This window comes from Nocardia sp. NPDC056564 (assembly GCF_042793755.1).
Classification (GTDB): Bacteria; Actinomycetota; Actinomycetes; order Mycobacteriales; family Mycobacteriaceae; genus Nocardia.
Genome location: NZ_JBHTUR010000001.1, coordinates 775,717 through 796,744, shown reverse-complemented (window position 1 = coordinate 796,744; position 21,028 = coordinate 775,717). Strand labels below are relative to the sequence as shown.

At 69.0% G+C, this 21,028-nt stretch carries 18 protein-coding genes; 13 read left to right on the top strand and 5 right to left on the bottom strand.

Translation table 11 applies throughout. From position 1 onward, the window contains the following. The first annotated feature begins 51 nt into the window (after positions 1–51). From ACFQ9K_RS03505 to ACFQ9K_RS03450, 12 genes are all read left to right on the top strand, one after another. On the top strand, positions 52–1,077 hold the full coding sequence (locus ACFQ9K_RS03505; protein ID WP_378982754.1) for a ParB/RepB/Spo0J family partition protein: 1,026 nt from the start codon (positions 52–54) through the stop codon (positions 1,075–1,077). Positions 1,078–1,562: 485 nt separating this feature from the next. Beyond that, on the top strand, positions 1,563–2,837 hold the full coding sequence (locus ACFQ9K_RS03500; RefSeq protein ID WP_378718466.1) for a lysine N(6)-hydroxylase/L-ornithine N(5)-oxygenase family protein: 1,275 nt from the start codon (positions 1,563–1,565) through the stop codon (positions 2,835–2,837). After that, positions 2,834–3,913 (top strand): NAD(P)/FAD-dependent oxidoreductase, encoded by a 1,080-nt coding sequence (locus ACFQ9K_RS03495; protein ID WP_378718468.1) that lies wholly within the window; start codon positions 2,834–2,836, stop codon positions 3,911–3,913. Before ACFQ9K_RS03500 ends, ACFQ9K_RS03495 begins: the two co-directional genes overlap by 4 nt. Beyond that, positions 3,910–5,925 (top strand): class I tRNA ligase family protein, encoded by a 2,016-nt coding sequence (locus ACFQ9K_RS03490; protein ID WP_378718470.1) that lies wholly within the window; start codon positions 3,910–3,912, stop codon positions 5,923–5,925. Before ACFQ9K_RS03495 ends, ACFQ9K_RS03490 begins: the two co-directional genes overlap by 4 nt. Next, positions 5,925–7,412 (top strand): AMP-binding protein, encoded by a 1,488-nt coding sequence (locus ACFQ9K_RS03485; protein ID WP_378718472.1) that lies wholly within the window; start codon positions 5,925–5,927, stop codon positions 7,410–7,412. The genes ACFQ9K_RS03490 and ACFQ9K_RS03485 overlap by 1 nt, the downstream gene beginning before the upstream one ends. Then, positions 7,405–7,665 carry a hypothetical protein gene (locus tag ACFQ9K_RS03480; RefSeq protein WP_378718474.1) on the top strand — a complete coding sequence of 87 codons (261 nt, stop codon included), beginning with the start codon at positions 7,405–7,407 and terminating at the stop codon, positions 7,663–7,665. Before ACFQ9K_RS03485 ends, ACFQ9K_RS03480 begins: the two co-directional genes overlap by 8 nt. 1 nt (position 7,666) lies before the next feature. Then, entirely contained in the window at positions 7,667–8,281 is a 615-nt protein-coding gene (locus ACFQ9K_RS03475) for a GNAT family N-acetyltransferase (protein ID WP_378718476.1), read from the top strand. Beyond that, positions 8,278–9,324 (top strand): C45 family autoproteolytic acyltransferase/hydolase, encoded by a 1,047-nt coding sequence (locus ACFQ9K_RS03470; RefSeq protein ID WP_378718478.1) that lies wholly within the window; start codon positions 8,278–8,280, stop codon positions 9,322–9,324. The genes ACFQ9K_RS03475 and ACFQ9K_RS03470 overlap by 4 nt, the downstream gene beginning before the upstream one ends. A gap of 2 nt (positions 9,325–9,326) precedes the next feature. Beyond that, positions 9,327–10,505 (top strand): acyl-CoA dehydrogenase family protein, encoded by a 1,179-nt coding sequence (locus ACFQ9K_RS03465; RefSeq protein ID WP_378718480.1) that lies wholly within the window; start codon positions 9,327–9,329, stop codon positions 10,503–10,505. Next, on the top strand, positions 10,502–14,200 hold the full coding sequence (locus tag ACFQ9K_RS03460; RefSeq protein WP_378718483.1) for an acyltransferase domain-containing protein: 3,699 nt from the start codon (positions 10,502–10,504) through the stop codon (positions 14,198–14,200). The genes ACFQ9K_RS03465 and ACFQ9K_RS03460 overlap by 4 nt, the downstream gene beginning before the upstream one ends. A 2-nt stretch (positions 14,201–14,202) precedes the next feature. Further along, complete coding sequence (locus ACFQ9K_RS03455; RefSeq protein ID WP_378718485.1) at positions 14,203–15,207, top strand: diiron oxygenase; 1,005 nt, start codon at positions 14,203–14,205, stop codon at positions 15,205–15,207. Beyond that, the gene (locus ACFQ9K_RS03450; protein ID WP_378718487.1) at positions 15,204–16,421 is read left to right on the top strand and encodes a CynX/NimT family MFS transporter; all 1,218 of its coding nucleotides are present in this window, start codon (positions 15,204–15,206) and stop codon (positions 16,419–16,421) included. Before ACFQ9K_RS03455 ends, ACFQ9K_RS03450 begins: the two co-directional genes overlap by 4 nt. Before the next feature lie 59 nt (positions 16,422–16,480). Here the strand turns inward: ACFQ9K_RS03450 and ACFQ9K_RS03445 are convergent, their stop codons facing one another. From ACFQ9K_RS03445 to ACFQ9K_RS03425, 5 genes are all read right to left on the bottom strand, one after another. Further along, entirely contained in the window at positions 16,481–17,185 is a 705-nt protein-coding gene (locus ACFQ9K_RS03445) for a DUF899 domain-containing protein (RefSeq protein ID WP_378718489.1), read from the bottom strand. Between the two features lie 161 nt (positions 17,186–17,346). After that, positions 17,347–17,769 carry a MarR family winged helix-turn-helix transcriptional regulator gene (locus ACFQ9K_RS03440; RefSeq protein WP_378718492.1) on the bottom strand — a complete coding sequence of 141 codons (423 nt, stop codon included), beginning with the start codon at positions 17,767–17,769 and terminating at the stop codon, positions 17,347–17,349. Between the two features lie 29 nt (positions 17,770–17,798). Then, positions 17,799–18,329 carry a DUF6790 family protein gene (locus tag ACFQ9K_RS03435; RefSeq protein ID WP_378718494.1) on the bottom strand — a complete coding sequence of 177 codons (531 nt, stop codon included), beginning with the start codon at positions 18,327–18,329 and terminating at the stop codon, positions 17,799–17,801. 92 nt (positions 18,330–18,421) lie between these two features. Then, positions 18,422–19,510, bottom strand: coding sequence for an NADH:flavin oxidoreductase/NADH oxidase (locus ACFQ9K_RS03430; protein WP_378718496.1), 1,089 nt, complete (start codon positions 19,508–19,510; stop codon positions 18,422–18,424). Beyond that, positions 19,507–20,316 carry an alpha/beta fold hydrolase gene (locus tag ACFQ9K_RS03425; protein WP_378718498.1) on the bottom strand — a complete coding sequence of 270 codons (810 nt, stop codon included), beginning with the start codon at positions 20,314–20,316 and terminating at the stop codon, positions 19,507–19,509. The genes ACFQ9K_RS03430 and ACFQ9K_RS03425 overlap by 4 nt, the downstream gene beginning before the upstream one ends. Positions 20,317–20,413: 97 nt before the next feature. Here ACFQ9K_RS03425 and ACFQ9K_RS03420 point away from each other — a divergent pair, with 97 nt between their 5' ends. Next, complete coding sequence (locus tag ACFQ9K_RS03420) at positions 20,414–20,983, top strand: TetR/AcrR family transcriptional regulator C-terminal ligand-binding domain-containing protein (RefSeq protein WP_378718501.1); 570 nt, start codon at positions 20,414–20,416, stop codon at positions 20,981–20,983. Positions 20,984–21,028: the final 45 nt, after the last annotated feature.

Sequence of the window (21,028 nt, the reverse complement as noted above, 5' to 3'; positions counted from 1 at the left end):
GCACTTGGCTGCGCGGCGTATCGGAAGCATACGGACCCGGGAGGGGAATCCATGACCAGTGGGGGTAATGCCGGTTCGTCCCGAGCAGGGACCCTATCCGTACCGAATTTCCCTGGCTCACATACGCACTGCTCGCAGATCGTCGAACTGCCGATCAGCGAGCTCCGGCCGGCGGCGGCGCCACCACGCACGGTCGCCGAGAACACGGCGCACACGCGCGCCCTCGCCGAATCGACGACCGCACCCGCGCCGATCGTGGTCCGCCGCGCCACCATGCAGGTCGTCGACGGCTGGCATCGACTGTGCGCGGCCCGGCTACGCGGCGAAACGACCATCACCGCAGTGTTTTTCGACGGCGGGCCGGAGGAAGCGTTCGTGCTGGCGGTCAAACTGAACACCGCGCACGGACTGCCGCTGTCGCTGGCCGAACGCAAGGCCGCCGCCCTGCGCATCCTGGTGTCCTATCCGGACTGGTCGGACCGAGCGATCGCCGCCATCGCCGGGGTCTCGCCCAAGACCGTCTCGGCGATCCGCAGGCGGTCGCCTGTGGAAGTTCCACAGGCGACCGGCCGGATCGCGCGTAATGGCGTGCGGCACCGGTTCGGACCGCAGGGCAGGCAACGCGCCGCCGAGCTGTTCGCCGCCGATCCCACCGCGTCTACCCGGAAAGTCGCTGTGGCGGCGGGCATTTCGGTCACCACGGCAAAGGATGTGCGTAACCGACTACTCAGCGGCAAGAGCCCGGTGCCGCTGCGCCGCTCCGCACGCCCGGCCGCCGCGTCCGCCGCCGAGAACTCCGATTCGACGCCGATCCCGCTCGCGCAGCGGATGATCACCGCGGAGATGCTGCATCAGCTGCGCAAGGACCCGTCGCTACGGTTCTCCGAGACCGGACGAAAACTGCTGCGCTGGTTGGAGTTTCCATTCGATGACGATGTGAAGTGGGACGATGTCATCGGCAATGTCCCGAGCCACTGCGCTCCGCGCATCGCCGAGCTGGCTCGACGGCGATCGCAGGATCTACATCGACTGGCGCAGCTGCTCGACCCGCCCACCCGCGGAGCGTTCTCCGCGTAAGCGCCCCTGGCGATTCGCGCAAATAGCTGAACACACTGCCAGACAAGCTTTTTCGCCGCACAGGCGGCCGCAGGCCACCAGCACGAGAGGGGCGCCCGGCCCCGATAGCCGCCCGCCTGCCAGGTTACGCCTTTCGGTGTCGCATCCCAAACACCCTCCGCGCTAACACTTCCCGCGTCGCGTGTCCCAGATCGTCAGCGCCGCAGAACACCTCGTCAAAAACTTTCACTTTTCTTGTGCGCGCCTCCCCCGCCCGCTACCGTTGATTTCAAGGATATTACCGCGGGTTCCGAAGTGGTAAACAGGGCTCCAGCCGATCGACGGGGGTTCTATTCATTGCAGGCAAATCTGCCCGGGCGGGCGAGTATTGCGGATCAGCAACCGATGATCATCTCGGTATTCACCCCGGGGGCCGGTGGCCTCGAGGGGCAGGAGGCGTAATGAGCCAGGGATCGCTCACCGACAATTCTGAACATTACCGGTGCGTGGGCATCGGTATCGGACCAGCAAATCTGAGCCTGGCGTCGCTGCTGTACGAGCAGCCGGACGTCTCGAACCGGTTCTTCGAGAAGCGCCACGACTTCCGGTGGCACGACGGCCAACTCCTGCCCAACACCTCGCTCCAGGTCTCGATGCTCAAGGACCTGGTCAGCCTGTCCGACCCGACGAACCGTTTCACCTTCCTGTCCTATCTGCATGCCAAGGGCCGGATCTACCACTATTTGAACGCGCAGTTCGACGCGGTGCCGCGCAGCGAGTTCCGGAACTATCTCGAATGGGTCAGTTCCATGAACGAGAATCTCGTCTTCGGTGAACAAGTGCGCTCTATCGAATTCGACGGCGTCTTCCGGTTACGCACCGGCAACCACACCGTGACGGCCGACAACGTCGTAATCGGTGTCGGCCGGAAGCCTTATGTTCCTCCGGTCGCGGAAAACCTGCTCGGCCCGACGCAATTCCACATCAGCGAATTCGCCGACAAGGCAGGCGGACTCGCCGGAAAGCGAGTCTGGGTGATCGGCGGCGGCCAGTCGGGAGCGGAGGCCTTCCTCGAGCTGATCTGCCGTCCGCGCGGCGAGCTGCCGCGCCGGGTCGGCTGGATATCCCGGCGGCGCAACTACTTTCCGCTGGACGACTCGCCGTTCACCAACGACTACTACATGCCTGGCTATTCGGAATACTTCTCCGGCCTGCCCGGCGCCGCCAGGGAGGCGCTCAACTTCGCCCACGTGCTCACCAGCGACGGCATCTCCGAGGCCACGCTGCGCGAGATCTACCAGCGCATCTATCTGCACCACTTCGTCGACGGCGCAACCGATCTGGTCGCCCTGTATCCGAACCGGGAGGTGCTGCGGGTCACCGGCGATCCCGGCGCGGGCTGGGACATCACCTTCACGCACAACGACCAGCCCGGTGTGGACGAGCACGCCGAGGCGGACGTGATCGTGTGGGCGACCGGTTTCCGCGCCGACGACATGGAGTTTCTGGCCCCGGTCGCGGACCGCCTGGAGCGCGACCACGACGAATACAAAATCGACTCGGACTTCGCCGTGTGCTGGGATGGTCCGGCCGACCGAAACATCTTCCTCCAGAACGGCGCCCGCCGACAGCGTGGTCTGGCCGACACCAATCTGAGCCTGCTCGCCTGGCGCAGCAAACGCATTGCCGATCGCCTGCGTGGGATCCGCTCGGACGATCCGCACGATTCCTTCCTCGAATGGTCGGCCAAGGCCCCCGACGAACGGAGCGTAGAGCGATGAGCAGCCGGACCGTCGCCATAGTGGGCGGCGGGATCATCGGCTGCCTGATCGCGCGCGAGGTGATTTCGCGCTCCCCCGATACTCCCGTCGTGGTGTTCGACCGGGATGGGATCGGCACCGGGGCGAGCAGGCGGTCGGCCGGGCTGCATTTTCCGCGCGGCGCGACCGACCGGGTGCGGCGGATGACCGCGTACAGCCACGACTACTACCTGGACCTCGTGGCGAGACATCCTGCGCTGCCTATTCATTCGCTCGGCATGACCGTGGTGGCGAAGCAGACCGCGGCGAGCCTCGACGAGGTCTATCTCGACCATACGGCGCTGACCCCGACGGTCGCGGTGCCGGGCGGTCTGGTCCGGGTGCCCAGGGAGGCCGGGGTCTGGCGCGGTCAGGGCTGTCACTACGCCGACGTGCCCGCGGTGGCCCAGGCGATCGCCCACGATCTGCGCGGGCGCGTCACCTTCCGGGAAGGCTTGCGGGTCAACGCGATCGACGACGCCGGGGCCGAGGTGCTGGTCCGGCTCAGCACCGGCGAGACCTACCCGGCCGCGCGCGTGGTGCTCGCCCCCGGACCGTGGCTGGCCGATCGCGCCTGGCGCGACCTGGTCGCCCCGCTGAACGCACGGGTCAAGAAGGTGGTCGCGCTGCACATCGAACAGCGGCCGGGGCCCGACGACGGCGTCATCGTGTTCCAGGACGAGGACGCCTTCCTGCTGCCGCTGCGGCACCGCGGGCACTGGCTGTTCAGCTACACCCACGACGAGTGGGACGTCGACCCCGACACCGTGTCCGGCGGGCTCGACGACGGCATCCTCGCGGCGGCAATGCCGCTGCTGCAACAGTATTCACCCGCACTGGCCGAGCACGCCGTGGGCGGCCGGGTGTTCTGCGACGCCTACAGCGCCGATCGGCAGCCACAGGTGCGGGCGCTCGACCCGGCCGGGCGGGTGATCTTTGCGGGCGCCGCGAACGGTTCGGGTTACCGGCTGGCCCCCGCGATCGCGGCCGAGGCCGCCGGCCTGCTGCACCTGGACGGGCAGCCAAGTCAGCCACCGAAGGAGATGAGTCCCGCGTGATCATCAATCGTTTCGACACGGCCGAACTGCACGCCGCGTTCGGCATCGACATGAGTTCGATCGACGGATTCGGATTCGGCGCGGGCTGGGCGCGGGTGGCACCCGGCAGGCAGTCCGATCCACACCAGCACGACGAGACCGAGCTGTTCCTGGTCGTCAGCGGTCACGGCGACGTCATCGTGGACGGCGCGCGGCATCCCGTCTCCCCCGGTATGGCGGTGCTGTTCGATCCGTTCGAGACCCACGTCGTGGAGAACACCGGGCAGGCCGAGCTGGTGTTCTTCGACCTGTACTGGCGCGATCCGAGCCGGGCCGCCCGCGCGGCCACCGGCCGCAGCGACCGGCGGCGGTTCGGCGAGCGGCCGATCTTCGTGTTCTCCACGCCGCCGACGCCCAACGGCGATCTGCACCTCGGGCACCTGTCGGGCCCGTATCTGGGTGCCGACGTGTTCGTCCGGTTCCAGCGGATGAACGGCGCCGAGGCCTGGCATCTCACCGGCAGCGACGACTACCAGAGCTACGTGGTCGACCGGGCCCGCCGGGAGGGCCGCGAACCCGCGGCGACGGCGGCGCACTACAGCGCCGAGATCGCCGAAACCCTGCGGCTGATGGACATCGAACCCGATCAGTACACGGTGACCGGCACCGATCCCGCCTACCGGACCGGATTGCAGGCCTACTTCGCTCGTCTCGTGGCGTCGGGATCGGTTGCGCCGCAGGTGGGTCCGGCCCTGTTCGACGGCTCGACCGGCGAATACCTCTACGAGGTCGACGTATCGGGCGGTTGCCCGGCGTGCGGCGCGACGACCGGCGGCAACATCTGTGAGGGTTGCGGCGAGCCCAATTCCTGTGTCGACCTGACCGATCCGCGATCCACCCGGTCACCGGCGGCCCCGCGAACCGATTCGCTCACCCGGTTCACCCTGCCGCTGCACGAGTTCGCGGCCGAGCTCGCCGCGCATCACCGCCTGGGCCGGGTCCCGGCGCGGCTGCGCGAGCTGGCCGGGCGGGTGTTCGCCCGTCCCCGGCTCGACGTGGCGATCACCCATCCGGCGACCTGGGGCGTGCCGCCCGCCGAAGCCGGGGCGGACGGGCAGGTCATCTGGGTCTGGCCGGAGATGTCCTACGGGTTCCTGCACGGCATTTCGGCACTGGGCCGTCGGCTCGGCCGGGACTGGCGCGCGGACCAGCCGGAACAGGACTGGAAGATCGTGCACTTCTTCGGCTACGACAACAGCTTCTACCACTCGATCCTGTATCCGGTGCTCTACCGGCTGGCCTTCCCCGGCTGGCATCCGGATATCGACTACCACGTCAACGAGTTCTATCTGCTGAACGGCGGCAAGTTCTCCACCAGCCGGCGAAATGCCATCTGGGGCAAGGAGATCCTCACGCCGGACAGCGTGGACGGGGTGCGGTACTTCCTGTCCAGGACCCGGCCGGAGTCCCGCGGCACCAACTTCACCCTGGCGGGTTACGCGGCCACCGTGCGCGAGGAATTGATCGGCACCTGGCAGCGGTGGCTCAATGACCTAGGGCACCGCATCCAGACTCGGTACGGCGGCCGGGCACCGGACGCCGGTGTCTGGACCCCCGAGCACACGGCATTCCTCGGCCGCCTCGGCACCCGACTGTCCGCCGTCACCGCCGCCCTCGGCCCGGATGCGTTCTCGATCGGGGAAGCGACCGCGCAACTGCACGGAATCGTTACCGACACAGTTGGATTCGCCGAGCGGGAGAGCGCGGTGGCGACGGTGGCCGGCTGGCACGACGAGGCGCGCACCGCGGTCGCCCTGGAGCTCGCCGCGGCGCGGTTGCTCGCCCACTGCGCCACCCCCGTGCTGCCCCGGTTCGCCGGGCGGCTCGGCGAAGCGCTCGGCGGGCAGCGGCCGGCCGAGTGGCCGCACATCGTGCAACTCGTGCCCGCGGGCACCCGGATCGACCTGGTGCGGGAGTTCTTCGCCGAACCATCGGTCGGGGCGGCCGAGCCGGTCGGTGTGGGGAGCGCCTGATGGATTCGGTGATCAACCAGATCGTCACGACGCCACCGCCGGCCGGCTTTCACGCAACCTTCGCCCGGCTGGGCACGACGGAAACGATCGAACTGCGTGAATTGTCCGCGCTGGCCGACCGTTTGGCGGTTCGGCTGCGTGAGTTGGGAGTGACGCCCGGCGACCGCATCGGGATTCTCGCCGCGAACTGCCTGGAGTGGGTGCTGCTGGATCTCGCCGCGCTGCGCTGCAAGGCGGTGACCGCCGGGCTGGAACCCGGCAAGTTCGAGCCCGACGCGGCGCTGCTCGACCGCTACGACTTGACATTGCTGTTCACCGATCAGCCGTCCGCCACCGCCGGTGTCCGACCGATCAGCGACGCGCGCACCCTCGCCGAACAACCGGCGGACCCGCTGCCCGCGGTCCGGTACGACAGTGACGAGGCGACGACGCTCAAGTTCACCTCGGGCAGCACCGGTGTGCCGAAGGGGCTCGCGGCCAGCGTGGGCAGCATCGACAGCTCGCTGCGCGCCGTCCAGGAGATGTTCGCGCACGGTCCCGGCGATCACCTGTTCGTCTTCCTGCCGCTGGCGCTGTTGCAGCAACGGTATTGGATCTATTCGGCGCTGTGCTTCGGCCACGACGTCACGGTCTGCACCTACGAGGCGGCGTTCACCGCGATGCGGCAGGTGCGGCCCACCGTGGTGATGGGCGTGCCCGGCTTCTACGAGACGGTGAAACGGCATCTGGAGTCCCGGGGCGATCCGCAGGTCGCGGCCAAGGAGCTGCTCGGCGACCGAATCCGCTACCTGTGGACCGGTTCCGCGCCGGCCGGTGCGGACATGCTGCGCTTCTTCACCCGCCTCGGCGTGCCCATCTACGAGGGCTACGGGATGAACGAGACCTGCATCGTGGCCAAGAACCATCCGGGTGCCAGCCGGGAGGGCAGCGTCGGGCGGGTCGTGCCCGGCAAGGAGGTGCTGTTCGACGCCGACGGAGTGATCAGTGTCCGCAGCGACTACCCGGTGGCGCGGCGGTACGAGTACGGTGCCGCGGGCAATTCGATGGGGGTGTTCGCCCCGGACGGCACGGTCCGCACCGGCGATATCGGCTACCTCGACGACGACGGCTTCCTCTACATCCGTGGTCGCGCCGACGACGTGATCGTGCTGGCGAACGGCAAGAAGGTCATCGTCCGGCCGATCGAGGAGCGCATGGCGGCGAGCCCGGCGATCGAGCACTGCGTGGTGTTCTGCCCTGCGCAGACCCGGCTCGTCGCGGTCGTCTCCCCCGCGGCCGAACCCGCCGACGAGGCCGCCATCGCCGAGCACGTCGAGCGCACCAACACCGAGCTGGAGCGCGACGAGCGCATCGGCAGGGTGGTGATCGCCCGCCCGCGGTTCAGCATCGACAACGGACTGCTCAGCGCGCAGTACAAACCGAAGCGGCGGCAGATCCTCGAACAGTTCGGACGGGAAATCGGTGAGAAAGGAAGAACCCATGCCTGATGTGGAAAAGGCTGTGCACGACAACTTCCGGAAGGTGATCGCGTCGAACAGCGCGCAGGGTGAGCTCGATCCGGACCTCGACATGGTCGACGACTACGGGCTCACCTCACTGAACAAGGTCCTGTTCCTGACCGCGGTCTGCGATGACACCGGCGTCTCACTGGCGAACTTCACCGAGGAGAACGTGGCCGCGATGCGCACCCTGCGCGACGTGACCGCCGAGCTGTCCCGGCACGCGGAAAGTGCGGTCTGACATGGGATGGGCTGAGCTTGCGCCGGCACGGCTGGAGAACGACCACGTCCTGCTCCGGCCGATCGAGCCGGCCGACCGGGCGGCGCTGTGCGAGATCGCGCTGGATCCGGATATCTGGCGGTACTTCGTCTCGCTGGTGGAGACCGAGGCCGACTTCGACGCGTTCTTCGATGCGGCACTGGAGGATCAGCGCGCCGGGCGCCGGGTGGTCTTCTACATCATGGACAAGGCCAGCGGCCGGGCCGCGGGCAGCATGAGCTACGGAAACCTGGCCGAGCGCGACGGCAGGCTGGAGATCGGCTGGTCCTGGCTCGGGCGCGACTTCCGCGGGCGCGGGCTCAACCGGTGGGCGAAATACCTTCTGCTGGAACACGCCTTCGAACGGCTCGGCGCGGAACGGGTGGAGTTCAAGACCGACGTGCTCAACGAGCAGGCGCGGCGCGGTCTGCGCAATATCGGGGCGACCGAGGAGGGGGTGCTGCGCAGTTTCAACCCGATGCCGGGTGGCCGGCGCCGGGACGCCATCTTCTACAGCGTGCTGCGGGGCGAATGGGCCGGTGTCAAAAGCAAATTGGCGGCCTACCCGAAGGTGCAGTTGGCGGGCGCCGTCGAATGAGCGCGGTCCTGCGGACTCCGTTCCTTCGCGTCGAGGGTGGGTGTTTCGCCCTCGGCTATCAGCACGGGCAGGCCAGAGCCGCCGAGCTGCGCGCCTTTCTGGACGACGGGCTGTGCCGGTTGAACCGGCTCCTGCCCGAGCCGGTCTCGCTGACCGGGCTGGGGCCGGTGATCGACGCCTACCTGGCCGAGATAACCGCTGCCACACCGGAGTTGGCCGAGGAGATCCGCGGCCTCGCCGCCGGAGCGGATCTCCGCCTCCGGGAGGCCGTGTTACTCCAGGTGCGCCGCGAAATCCTTGGCTACCAGAAGATTCCGACCGCCGGGGACTGCACCACCTTCGCGTCGGCCGGGCCGGACCCGGTGCTGGCGCAGACCGTGGATCTCAACGGCAATCTCGACGATCAGATCAGTGTGCTGGAGATCGTGCGGAGCGGGACGGCGCGGCGCGCGCTGGTGCTCAGTTTCGGCGGGCTGCTCGGCTACCTCGGCTTGAACAGCGACGGTCTTGCCGTGGGATTGAACCTCGTGCTCGGCGGGGAGTGGGGGCCGGGCGTGCCGCCCTACCTGGCTATCCGGCATCTGCTCGACCATGCGGGTTCGGTCGGGGAAGCGGTGGACCGGTTGCGGGAGTTGCCGCTGGCGAGTTCGCGCAACATCGTGCTGTGTGACCGGGACGGCGCCGCCTACGTCGAGGTGCTCGACCGGGAACTCAGGGTCGAATACGGCTCACATCTGTCCCACACCAATCATTTCCTGCATCCCGACTTCGTGCCCAGGGATGAGATCAACGTGTTCGCCCGCAATTCCTCGGTCCGCAGGCTCGAGGTGTGCCGCGACAGGCTCGCGACCGCGGGCACCGAGCCGGAAGACCGGTTCGGCGTGCTGTCCGCGCCGCCGATCAACGTCGCGGACAACGGGGACATCCGCCGCGAACGGACGGTGGCGGCCGTGGTCCTGTGCCCCGGTCGCGGCCAATTGCACCTGCGGCCAGGCGATCCCGCGGTGCACCCCACCGAAATCTTCACGCTGTCCCAGGAGTAACCATGAGCTTCGACGCGGGCATTCTCGCCCTGCCGTTCTACGAGCCGCGACATGTGCAGCGCGCCGAGCAGATCGAGAGCTGGTGCGCGGAACACGCTGAGCTGTGGGCGGACTCGGACGCCGAGCCGGATGCGACCGGGCTGCGGATCCTGCGCGCGCTCGGTGAGCACGGCTGGCTGGCCGCGCTGGATCCGGCGGCCGGGCCCGACGCCGTGGCGGCCGCCGACTGCCGCTCGCTGTGCCTGCTGCGCGAGGGACTGGCCTACGCCGACGATCTCGCCGATTTCGCGTTCTCCATCCAGGCACTCGCCGCGACGCCGATCGTGCGCCACGGCAACGAGGAACAGCGGCGACAGTATCTCGCGCCGATGGCGAAGGGCACGCTGTGCGGCGCGTTCGCCCTCTCCGAGCCGGAGGTGGGCTCCGACGTCGCGGCGATCGGCCTGCGGGCCGACAAGGTCGACGGCAACTATGTGCTCAACGGAGCCAAGGCGTGGATCGCCAACGGCGGGATCGCGGACCTGTTCTGCGTCATCGCGCGGACCGGCGAGGGGCCCGGCGCGCTGGGCCTGACCGCGTTCCTGGTGCCCGCGAACACACCGGGACTGACAGTGGGGCAACGGGTTCCGCTGATCGCGCCGCGCTCGTTCGCCGATCTCGAGTTCGCCGACTGCCGGCTACCGCCGGACAGCGTGCTCGGCAGGCCCGGCACCGGCTTCGTGATCGCAATGGAGGTGCTCGAACGGTTCCGGATGACCGTGGGCGCCGCGGCGATCGGGTTCGCCCGCCGGGCCACCGACGCCGCGCTGACCCACGCGAAGAGCCGGAAGATGTACGGTGCCAAGCAATTCGACCTGCAGCTGGTGAAGGCCACGTTCGCGGAGATCGAGGTCGAGTTGAATGCGGCGGCGCTGCTGGTGGCCCGCGCCGCCTGGGCGGCCGACCGCGGGGATCCGGCCGCGGCGAAGCACTCCAGCATCGCCAAGCTGTACGCCACCGAGCGGGCCCAGCACATTGTCGATGCCTGCGTGCAGGTCTTCGGCGCGGCGGGGTTGGTCGCGGACAGCGTGGCGGAGCGGCTGTACCGGCAGATCCGCTCGCTGCGCATCTATGAGGGCAGCTCCGAGGTGCAGAAGATGATCATCGCGGGCTCGCTCGGCGGCCGGGGGCGGGCGAAATGAGCGCCTTCCTGGCCCGGCCGCCCCGGCGCTCGGCGCGCGTGCGGTTGTTCTGCTTGCCGCATTCCGGCGGCGGCGCTTCGGTTTTCCGTGGCTGGGCGGAGGAACTGCCGGGCTGGGTGGATGTGCTGCCGGTGCTGCTCCCCGGCCGGGAAGAACGCGCCGACGAACCGCCGCTGACCGAGCTGGACGACCTGGCCGACGCGATCGCCGACGCGATCGGTCCGCATCTCGACGTGCCCTTCGCGTTGTTCGGGCACAGCCTGGGCGGCCTGCTCGCGTATCAGGTGACGCTGCGGCTGCATCGGGCGCCGGTGGCGCTGCTGGTGGCGGGACTGGCGGCGCCGCACCGGCTCACACCGGAGCCCATGCACGAGCTATCCGACGACGAACTGCTCGATCGGATCTTCGACCTGGGCGGCACCCCGGCCGCATTGCGTGACGAGCGGGATCTGCTGCGCTCGGTGTTGCCCGCGCTGCGCGCCGACGTGACCATGTTCTGCACCTACCGGCATCGGCCCGCCGCGCCGGTGCCATGCCCGATCGTGGTCTTCAGCGGCCGCGACGACGCGCTTGCCGCGCCGGACGACGCCGTCGCATGGGGTGCGCTCACCGCCGCGACCGTGCGGACGCGCGAACTGCCGGGCGGCCATTTCTTCGTCAGCACCCATCGCCGCGAGCTGACCCGGATGATCACCGCCGAGCTGCGCCGCTGTCTGCCACCGAGCGCCCCGCCCCGGAACCCGGCCCCGGAACCCGGCCGCCGCGGACGCGTCGAACCGATCGCCGTCGTCGGTATCGGCTGCCGTTTGCCGGGTGCCGATGGGCCGCAGGCGCTGTGGCGACTGCTCGTCGACGGGGTGGACGCGGTGACCGAGGTACCCGCGGAACGCTCCGACCATCCGGCCGTGTTCGGCCGGCTGCCCGCGGTGCCGTCCGGGTTTCGCCGCTTCGGCGGATTCCTCGACGATGTCGAGGGTTTCGACGCGGCGTTCTTCGGCATCTCCCCCCGCGAGGCCGACCGGATGGATCCGCAGCAGCGGTTGCTGCTCGAGGTGGCCTGGGAGGCGTTGGAGGACGCGGGGATCGCGCCCACCGCGCTGGCGGGCACGCGCACCGGTGTCTTCGTCGGGCAGATGGGCCGGGACTACTGGGAATTGCAGGCCCGGCAGAGTTCGCTCGACCTGCACGCGCTGACCGGGGGTGGGTTGTCCTCGTTCCTGTCCGGGCGAATCTCGTTCGCGCTGGACCTGCGTGGGCCGAGCGTCTCGGTCGACACGGCGTGCTCCTCGTCCCTGACCGCGGTCCATTTGGCGTGGCAGAGCCTGCAACTCGGCGATTCGGACGTCGCGCTGGCCGCCGGGGCGAACCTGGTGCTGCTGCCCGAACTGGCCGCCATCTACGAGCAGGTCGGGCTGATGTCACGGCGGGGGCGCTGCCGGTTCGGCGATGCCACCGGCGACGGGTTCGTCCGGTCCGAGGGTGTGGGCGTGGTGGTGCTCAAACCGCTGGCCCGGGCGCGGGCCGACGGCAATCGGGTATACGCGGTGATCGCGGGTAGCGCGAGCAACAATGACGGCAGCGGCGGCGGTTCCCTGGTCGCTCCGGCCCAGGACGCGCAGGAGCGGTTGCTGCGCGACGCGCTGGAGCGGGCGGGGGTCGACGCCGGTGCGGTGGATTACGTGGAAGCCCATGGCACGGGGACGAATACGGGTGACGCGATCGAACTGCGCGCACTGTCCCAGGTATTCGGCGGGACGCGCCCGGAAGGGCGGCCGTGTCTGATCGGTTCGGTGAAGACCAACATCGGCCATCCCGAGGGGGCCGCGGGCATCTCGGGGTTCATCAAAACGGTACTGAGCGTGCATCATCGGTTGATTCCGGGGAATCCACTGCTGACCGAGCCGCATCCGGTCCTGCTGGAGCCGGGCACGCCGCTGAGTGTGCCGACCGAACCGGTTGCGTGGCCGGAGGGTTCGCCGCCGGTCGCCGGCGTGACGTCCTTCGGTTTGTCCGGAACCAACGTGCACGTCGTGCTGACCGCCGCCCCGTCGGCCGCCGAGACCGACGACGATGCGCCACAGCCGCTGGTGCTGCCGCTCTCCGCGCGCGATCCCGGTGCGGCACAGGAACTCATGGCCGCCTACGCCGACCGGCTGGACGGCGCGGATCCGGTCACCGCGCGGCGGGTGTGCGCCGTCGCGGCGCGCGGCCGGGCGCACCACGAATGGCGTTCGGCGGTAACCGCTTTCGACGGTGACGGACTCGCCGCCGCGCTACGCGATCGGCTGCTCGACGAGGTGACCCAGCGACCCACCGGCGGAAGCCGCGTCGCGTTCGTCTTCCCCGGGCACGGCAGCCAGTGGGTCGGCATGGGGCGCGAGCTGCTGAACAGCTCGGCCGCGTTCCGGGACGCGATCGACAACTGCGACGCGGCAATTCGATCCGCGGCCGGTTGGTCGCTGCGGAAGATCCTCGCCGACGACGACGGGACAGAGCTGGCCAAGACCGCGGTCATCCAACCGGCCGTCTGGGCCATGCAGGTGGCGTTGGCAGAGCACCTGCGGTCCTGGGGAATACGGCCCGATGTCGTCATCGGGCACAGCTTCGGCGAGGTGGCCGCCGCCACGGTCGCCGAAGCCATCGATCTCGCCACCGCCGCCGAACTCATCTGCCGCCGAGGCGAACTCACCGCGCAGGCGGACGGGCTGGGCGGAATGGTCGCGGTGGCGATGCCGGCCGCGGAGGCGGCGGCGGCGGCCGCCCGCTACGGCGATCGGATCGTGGTGGCCGCGCGCAACAGTCCACGCCTGACCGTGCTGTCCGGTGAAACCGACGCGCTGGACGAGTTGCTCGCCGGGCTGCGCGACGCCGGGGCGCGGGGCGGGCGGGTGCGGATCAACTTCGCCTCGCACAGCCGGTTCATGGATCCGCTGCAACCGCAACTGATCTCCGCGCTCGCCGACATGCGAGCGGACCCGGTCGCCGTGCCGTTCCGGTCCACGGTCACCGGCGAGCGCATGGCCGGTCCGGATCTCGACGCCCGGTACTGGGCCGCGAATCTGCGATCGCCCGTTCGGTTCGCCGACGCGATCGATACCGAAAATGTTTTAGGTTCAACGGTTTTCCTTGAGATCAGCCCGCATTCGGTGCTCGCACAGGCCATCGAGCAGTGCCTCGCCGACAGCGACAGCGGTTCGGCGGTGGCCGGGCTGCGCCGGGGCGAGTCCGAAACCGCGCGCTTGGCGGAGGTTCTCGCCCGTCTGTACACCGCCGGTGTCGACCCGGAGTGGACCGCGCTCTACCCGACACTCACCGTGCCGGACGAGATGCCGACCTACCCGTGGCAGCGACGGCGCACGTGGTTCACCCCGGTCGCGACGGAACCGGTCGGCACACCCGCCCCGGCGGACCCCGCCCCGGCGCCGGTCCCGGCCGGGGGCGGCCTGCTGGACACCCTGACCGCCGAGCTCGGCGCGGTGCTCGGCCTTCCCGCGCAACGGATTCCGCGTCGGCGTCCGTTGCGCGACGTGGGCTGCGACTCACTGGCCGCGGTCGAGATCCGGGCCCGGCTCGAGCAGCGGTGGGGAACCGAGATCTCGTCGAGCGCGGTACTCGCGGCGAGCGTCGAGGAACTCGCCGAGGCGATCGCCACTAGCCGCCCGGGCTCGGGTGGCCGGAAAGAAATGGAGGGATAGCCGTGACTGTGCCGCAATATCCCGGAGGCGGTACCGCCGTGCCGTCGCTACCGGAGCACAACCCCGACGACCCGGTCGAGAACGCGGTGATCAGCAGGCTCACCGCGAACTGGCACCGGCGCGCGATGGTGAAGCGCCCCGAGCCCGATCTGGACGAACTGTTCGAACCCGAACGGCCCGACTATCCGGAGGGCCTCATCCCGTTCCGGGACCATCCGACCTACCAGGCCATGGATCCCGATCTCCGGGCACGCTTGCTCGGCTGGGGCTGGGTGGCGTTCAACAAGCACATCATGGACACCGAACAGCACGTGGTGAATCCGACCTTCGCGCTGGTCATCGACGACACCTTCGACACCGGCCTGGAGCTGGAGACGCTGACCACCAGCATGACCCAGGCGATGCTCGACGAGCAGTACCACACCCTGATGCACCTCAACGCCAGCTCGGTGATGCGCCGCCGGCGCGGCTGGCGAATGCCAGAGACCGCACTCCCGCTCGGGCACAAGGCCTCCCGGCTCCGGCAGCGGATGGCACGCAGCGAGCACCGCTGGCAGCGCGATCTCAGCGCGCTCGCCTTCACCACGGTCGCCGAGATCTCGATCAACTCCTACCTCGATCTGATCGCCGAGGACGACGAGATCCAGCCGATCAACAAGGTCACCGCGACCATGCACAACCGCGACGAGTACTGCCACTCCTCGATCGCCGACGAGATCGCCAAGGCGGTGTATCACCGGTTAGGTCCGGCTGAACGCGCCCTGTTCCGGGAGGCTATGGTCGACGGGCTGGAAGCGTTCGCCGCGAACAACTTTCCGACCTGGCACCGGATCGTCGATCTGGTCGGGTTCGACGGCGGACACGAGATGCTGCGCGAGGTCGAACACGACCCGTCGGCGAAGCGGTTGCTGTCCAATTTCAGTGGGCTGCACAAGTTCTGCAGCGAGCTGGACATACTCGAGGAGCTCACGTTCGATTGGTCGACGGTGACGATCGAGGGCCAGTGAGGGCCGACTCGACAACGAACACCGCGCAGGTCCCGGCGACATCCGCGGTGGCGGTGCCGATCTGGCTGGTAGCCGTCGGCGTATCGCTGGTCGCGCTGAACCTGCGGCCACCGATCACGGCCATCTCGACGTTGATGCCGCAGGTGCAACAGCAGGAAGGCTTCAACAGCACCGTCGCCAGCCTGCTGGTGGCGGTGCCGATCGCCTGCTGGGTGGGTTTCTCCGGGCTGACGCCGCGCATCGGACGCGCACTCGGGCTCAACCGCACCATCGGCTTCGCGCTGCTGGTGTTGCTGGCCGGCTTCGGTATTCGGCTGCTGCCCGGCGTGCCCGCGCTGTTCGCGGGGACGGCGATCATCGGTCTGGCCATCACCGTCGGCAACGTCCTGGTGCCCGCCGCGATCAAGCGCGATCACCCCGCGCACGTCGGGCTGCTGACCGGGCTCTACACCATGTCGCTGTACACCGGCGCGGCCGCGGCGTCCGGAATCACGCTGCCGCTGCAGGATGCCACCGGGTTCGGCTGGCGGGCGACGCTGGGCCTGTGGGCCGTCCCCGTGGTGATCGCGTGGCTGGTCTGGTTGCCGCAGTTGCGCGTTCGCGGCGACGCGGACGCCGGATCCGCGACGGAGGCCACCCCGCGCAGCCTGTGGCGGCAGCCGCTGGCCTGGGCGGTGACCATCTTCTTCGCCATGCCGGCGCTGCTGTTCTATACCGTTTCCGCGTGGCTGCCAACGATTCTCGTGGATGCCGGAATGAACGCCTCGGTGGCGGGCGGCATGCTCTCGGTGGCCAATCTGGTCGCGGTTCCCTCCGCGCTGGCCATGTCCATCCTGGTGAACCGGAGCGAACGGCAGGTCTGGGCCGCGACCTCGACCGGAGCCGTGCTGGCCATTGCCTTTGCCGGCCTGCTGATTTCGCCGACCGGCGGCGCGGTCGCCTGGATGATCCTGCTCGGCGTGGGGCTGGGCGCGGGCACCGCGATCGGCTACTCGCTGCCCATCCTCCGGTCGCACGACGCCCAGACAACGGCGAAACTGACCGCGATGAGCCAGATCGCCGGGTTCGCCCTCTGCGCGGTCGGCCCGGTCCTGGCCGGCGCGCTGCACGACCTCACCCACGCCTGGACCTCCGTATTGATCCTGCTGGTGGCGCTTTCCCTGGTGCAGATCGGGGCGGGCGCACGCGCAGGCACCCCACGCTTCGTCTCCTGAGCGGTCATCCGGATCGAGCAGTGATCATCCGCGCCCGGCAACGTGGATCTCGCTGCCTCCTAGGCCTTTTCGCCGTTCGGACCGTAAAGGCGGGCGACCTCGGGCGAGTCGAGCCACTTGGAGTAGGTGGGCGCCTTCGGCCAGCCGTCGGGGGAATCCTGCCATTCCTCCTGGCGGCCCCACGGCAGGATGTCGATCAAGGCGAAGGTGTAGCTGAGCTGCTCGGTGCCGCGGCCGTTGGTGTGCCAGGTGCGATAGACGGTGTCGCCGTCGCGGAGGAAGACGTTCACGCCGAAGCCGGCACCGGGCGGCGCATCCACGTCCGCGCCGAACGAGCTTTGCGCCGAGGAGTACCAGTCCATCTTGTTGCCGACCTTGGTCTTGTAGGCCAGCGCTTCCTCGATCGGGCCGTTGGTGACGATGACGAAACGCGCGTCGTAGTTCGCCAGCAGATCCAGACGGACGTACTGCGAGGTGAGCCCGGTGCAGCCGCCGCACTGCCACTCCGCGCCGTCGGACCACATGTGGTTGTAGACGATGAGCTGGGACCGCCCGTCGAACACGTCGACCAGCCGGACCGGGCCGTCCGCGCCGATCAGCGTGTAGTCCGGCAGTTCGACCATCGGCAGCCTGCGGCGCTGGGCGGCGATGGCGTCGAGTTCGCGGGTGGCGGCCTTCTCCCGCACCCGCAATTCGTCGAGCGCGGCCTGCCAGGTTTGCCGGTCGACGACGGGTGGCAGTGGGCTGGTGGTCTTCTCGGTCACGGTTCCTCCCGGGTTTCGGATCGATCTGCTGTGTAGACCCGGGACGGCCGCGAAAATCATCGGTCTCGGGGCGGGCAGTGCTCGCGGGGCGCCGCGATCGTGGCCGAGACCCTCGGGCAGGTCCGGCGCGGCGTCGGACCGCCGCCGGACTTCGACTGACGCTAGCGGGACGGTTCGAGGAGCTTGGCCAGTGCGAGGGTGTCCTGCAGGTAGCGGTCGTAGGGGAAGCCGGCGGCGAGCAGGGCGGTGCGCAGTTCGTCGAGCAGGGGCTTGTCGGTGGTGTGGAAGGCGGTGCGGCCGGCCTCGGTGAGGCGGACCAGGCGCCGCCGTTTGTGCTCGGGGTCGATGTCGACCTTGACGAATCCGGCTTCTTCCAGGGGGCGAAGTGCGCGGCTGACGGCCGGGTCGGAGACCGCCAGCGCCTGGGCCAGTCGGTGCTGGGTTACCGGTTCGATGTCTTCCAGCGTCCCCAGCAGCCGTGTCTGGCTGTAGCTCAGCCCGGAGGTGTCGTCCATCCGCCGCCGGGCCGCTTCGCCGAGTAGGTACACCACGCGATGCAGCAAGTCTCCGAGTCCATCGTCCACGCGTTCGAGCATAACCGGGTCTTGTCCGGTTAAGACTGAACCGCGGCGGTAGCCCGGGGCTGCTCGGTGGCGGCCAGGTGTTGCGCGCGGCGGGCGAGGACGATCATGACCGCAGGCAAGAGGAGGTCGCAGACCAGGACTCCCCCGGTGTTGCCCGGCTCGTGGTCGCCATTGGCGAACCACTGGTAGACGTGGCCGATCAGCGCGCCCCACAGGAACATTCCGGCGCCGAGGCCGATGGTGATGCGTTCGCGGGCCGTGGCCGAGACGGCACGGAAGCCCATGACGGCGAGGCCGAGGTTGGCGAAGGCGATCTCGAACTGGAACGGGGTCGAGTCGAAGCCGATCGCGGTGGCCATGACGTCCGGCACCGCGAGGAACGTGATCGTCATCCACAGGCTGCCGAAACCGAGTGCGACGACGGCCCACCACCGCTGCCAGGTTTCCAGCGCCGCCTGCCGGGAGGCGCTGTGTCGGGTGGCGACGAGGCCGCCGACGACCGCGACCAGCGGCCAGATCAGCGGGACGGCGGTTTGGGCGAGGTAAGAAGGTGTGCTCATGACTTCAGTCTTGCATGGTTAATATTAACTACGCAAGACTCAATTCACTCCGATCGGTTCAGCCCGGGGTCGAGGGTCAGGCGTGCACAACGTCAAAGAGCGCGTTGGTACTGGTCGGGCCAGGCTGTTCTATCGGTCGGCGGCGTGCGCAGCGCGAAGTACGGGTCGCGGAGCAGCGAGCGGCCCAGCATCGCGGCGTCCACCTCGCCGTTCGCCACCAGTCGGCCGATCAGCGACACGTCCTCGATCTGCCCGACCGTGGTGACCGCGAGTCCCGTTGCGCCCCTGAGCATTCCCGCGAACTCGACGTGGACCCCGGACCGCACCGGCGGCCGCGCTCGCTGATCCCGCACCACCAGCCCGGAGGTGACGTCGAGGAGATCGATCCCCACCGCCGCGAGTTCCTTGGCGAACAGCACCGCGTCGTCGATCGTGAGACCGCCGTCGAGCCAATCGGTGGCGGTGATCCGGACGGAGACCGGGTTGCCGGCCGGGAAGGCATCGCGGACGGCACGGGCGACCCGCAACGCGAGGCGCATCCGGTTCTGCGGACTGCCGCCGTATTCGTCGGTCCGGCGGTTGGACAGCGGGGAAAGGAACTCGTGCAGGAGGTATCCGTGCGCGGCCTGGATCTCCACCACCCGATACCCGGCCAGATCGGCCATCCTGGCCGCCCGGGCGAAGGCTTCGACCACCTCATCGATGTCGGCGTGGTCGGCTTCCCTGGGTACGGCCAAGTCGCCGAACGGAATTGCGGAGGGACCGAACGTCGGCCAGCCACCGTCGGCCGCACCCACCGAACCGTTCTGCCCCGCACCCACCCAGGGCAGTTGATGCGACCCTTTCCGGCCCGCGGCCTGCAACTGAATCCCGGGAACCGTGCCGCGCTCGCGGATGAACGCGGTCAGGCGACGGTGTGCGGCGGCTTGATCCTCGTTCCAGATGCCGAGGTCCGCGGTGGTGGTCCGGTGCAGTGGGCCCACCGCACTCGCCTCGACCATGATCAGACCGACCGCACCGACGGCGCGGGCGCCGTAGTGCACGAGGTGCCAGTCGGTCGGTTTTCCGTCCGGGCCCGCGGCGTACTGAGCCATCGGGGACATCCACACGCGATTGGGAAAAGTGACCTCCCGCAAGCGCAGCGGGCTCAACTCGGGTCTGGTGAAGTCCGAGCCGGTCACAGCCGCACTCGTTCTTGCACGCCGGCCAGCAGCTTCGCCGTTCCTTCGGGGTCCTCCACCTGGAAGTGATGGCTGCCCAGGTCGATGAGCACGATGTCGAGGCGGTCCGCGTAGCGGTCGATCGCCTCCTGGGTCACCAGCTCACGGATCGCGAAAACGGTGATCGGCGGCGTGGTTTCGCGCAGCGCGGCGTCCATGTCCCAGTGGATCAGGCCCTCGATGGCCCGCAGCCCGGCGGGTTGCCGCACCGCGACCATTTTCTCGAAGTACGCATCCCGCAGTGCCCGGTCCGTTCCGGCGGGCGAACCCCCCTCGACGAGACCACGCACCGAACCGGCGAAGTCCGTGCGGAACATGCGCACCATCGCCTCGGTCTGCTCGTCGCCCAACGCGGGGAACAGCGACAGATAGTGCAGCGCGTCGAGCGCGACCACCTGCGAAACCAGGTCGGGGAACAACCGGCCGACCTCGACGGCGACCGCGCCGCCATGCGAGTGCCCGGCCACGATCACCGCGTGCGCCGACTCGGCTCGCAGCACCGCGGCCACATCATGAGCGAACTCCTCGATCGTCCAGACGTCCCTGGTCGACCGCGATTCGCCGTGCTCGGCGAGGTCGATCGCGAGCACCCGGTAGCGGTCGGGCAGATGGTCGGTCACCGCGTCGAAATCGCTACGGTCGCAACCCCAGCCGTGGATGAGCACCAGGATCGGACCCGTTGCCGGACCGCTGGCTGTGTATCGGATCGTCGTGTGGCCGGATCGCTGAACCTCACGGTTCCGCTTGGTCCTACCTGGAGTCGTCATGCAAACCTCGCAGTGATCGTTGCGTTAGTGGCCCCAGCCTAGCTAAACGCATCGATCATTGCAATAAAAAAGCAATGATCAGTGCAATAATGGACACATGTCGGCGAACCCCGCTCCGTCCCACGCAGGAAGCAGACCTGGTGGGCGGTCCGCCCGCGTCCGCGCGGCCGTGCATCGGGCGGCCGAGGAGTTGATCACCAGCGAGGTCGCCGAACAACTGACCATCCCCGCCGTAGCCGCCCGCGCGGGCGTCCACGCCACGACCGTCTACCGCCGCTGGGGCTCGGTGGGCGAATTGCTCGCCGACGTCGCGACCAGCCGCTTCTCCGGCGACATCGTGGTGCCGGACACCGGAAGCCTGCGCGGCGACCTGGAGCGCTACGCGTGCGACCTGGCCAGGGACCTGTGCGACCCCGACACCCTCGCCCTGGTCCGCGCCACCATCGGCATCGGCGGCGAACAGGGCTCCGCCGCCTGCCGCGGCGAACGCCAGCAGCAACTCGAGGCCATCCTCGACCGCGAACAGGCCCGGGGAAACCCGGCCCCCACCCTCGAACGCACCACGGACGCCGTGCTCGCTCCCCTCTACTACCGCGCCGTCTTCACCAACGACCCCCTGACCCCCGAGTGGGCACGCACCCTCGTGACACACCTGCTGCCGGACTGATACCGCACCAGGTAGATCAACTTCATCGAACCCCCGATGTCCTTC

Excerpts from the sequence above, each read along its gene's own strand:
- ACFQ9K_RS03505 (WP_378982754.1), top strand. The coding sequence starts at position 52 with ATGACCAGTGGGGGTAATGCCGGTTCGTCCCGAGCAGGGACCCTATCC.
- ACFQ9K_RS03495 (WP_378718468.1), top strand. The coding sequence starts at position 2,834 with ATGAGCAGCCGGACCGTCGCCATAGTGGGCGGCGGGATCATCGGCTGC.
- ACFQ9K_RS03485 (WP_378718472.1), top strand. The coding sequence starts at position 5,925 with ATGGATTCGGTGATCAACCAGATCGTCACGACGCCACCGCCGGCCGGC.
- ACFQ9K_RS03480 (WP_378718474.1), top strand. The coding sequence starts at position 7,405 with ATGCCTGATGTGGAAAAGGCTGTGCACGACAACTTCCGGAAGGTGATC.
- ACFQ9K_RS03475 (WP_378718476.1), top strand. The coding sequence starts at position 7,667 with ATGGGATGGGCTGAGCTTGCGCCGGCACGGCTGGAGAACGACCACGTC.
- ACFQ9K_RS03470 (WP_378718478.1), top strand. The coding sequence starts at position 8,278 with ATGAGCGCGGTCCTGCGGACTCCGTTCCTTCGCGTCGAGGGTGGGTGT.
- ACFQ9K_RS03465 (WP_378718480.1), top strand. The coding sequence starts at position 9,327 with ATGAGCTTCGACGCGGGCATTCTCGCCCTGCCGTTCTACGAGCCGCGA.
- ACFQ9K_RS03460 (WP_378718483.1), top strand. The coding sequence starts at position 10,502 with ATGAGCGCCTTCCTGGCCCGGCCGCCCCGGCGCTCGGCGCGCGTGCGG.
- ACFQ9K_RS03435 (WP_378718494.1), bottom strand. The coding sequence starts at position 18,329 with ATGAGCACACCTTCTTACCTCGCCCAAACCGCCGTCCCGCTGATCTGG.
- ACFQ9K_RS03425 (WP_378718498.1), bottom strand. The coding sequence starts at position 20,316 with ATGACGACTCCAGGTAGGACCAAGCGGAACCGTGAGGTTCAGCGATCC.
- ACFQ9K_RS03420 (WP_378718501.1), top strand. The coding sequence starts at position 20,414 with ATGTCGGCGAACCCCGCTCCGTCCCACGCAGGAAGCAGACCTGGTGGG.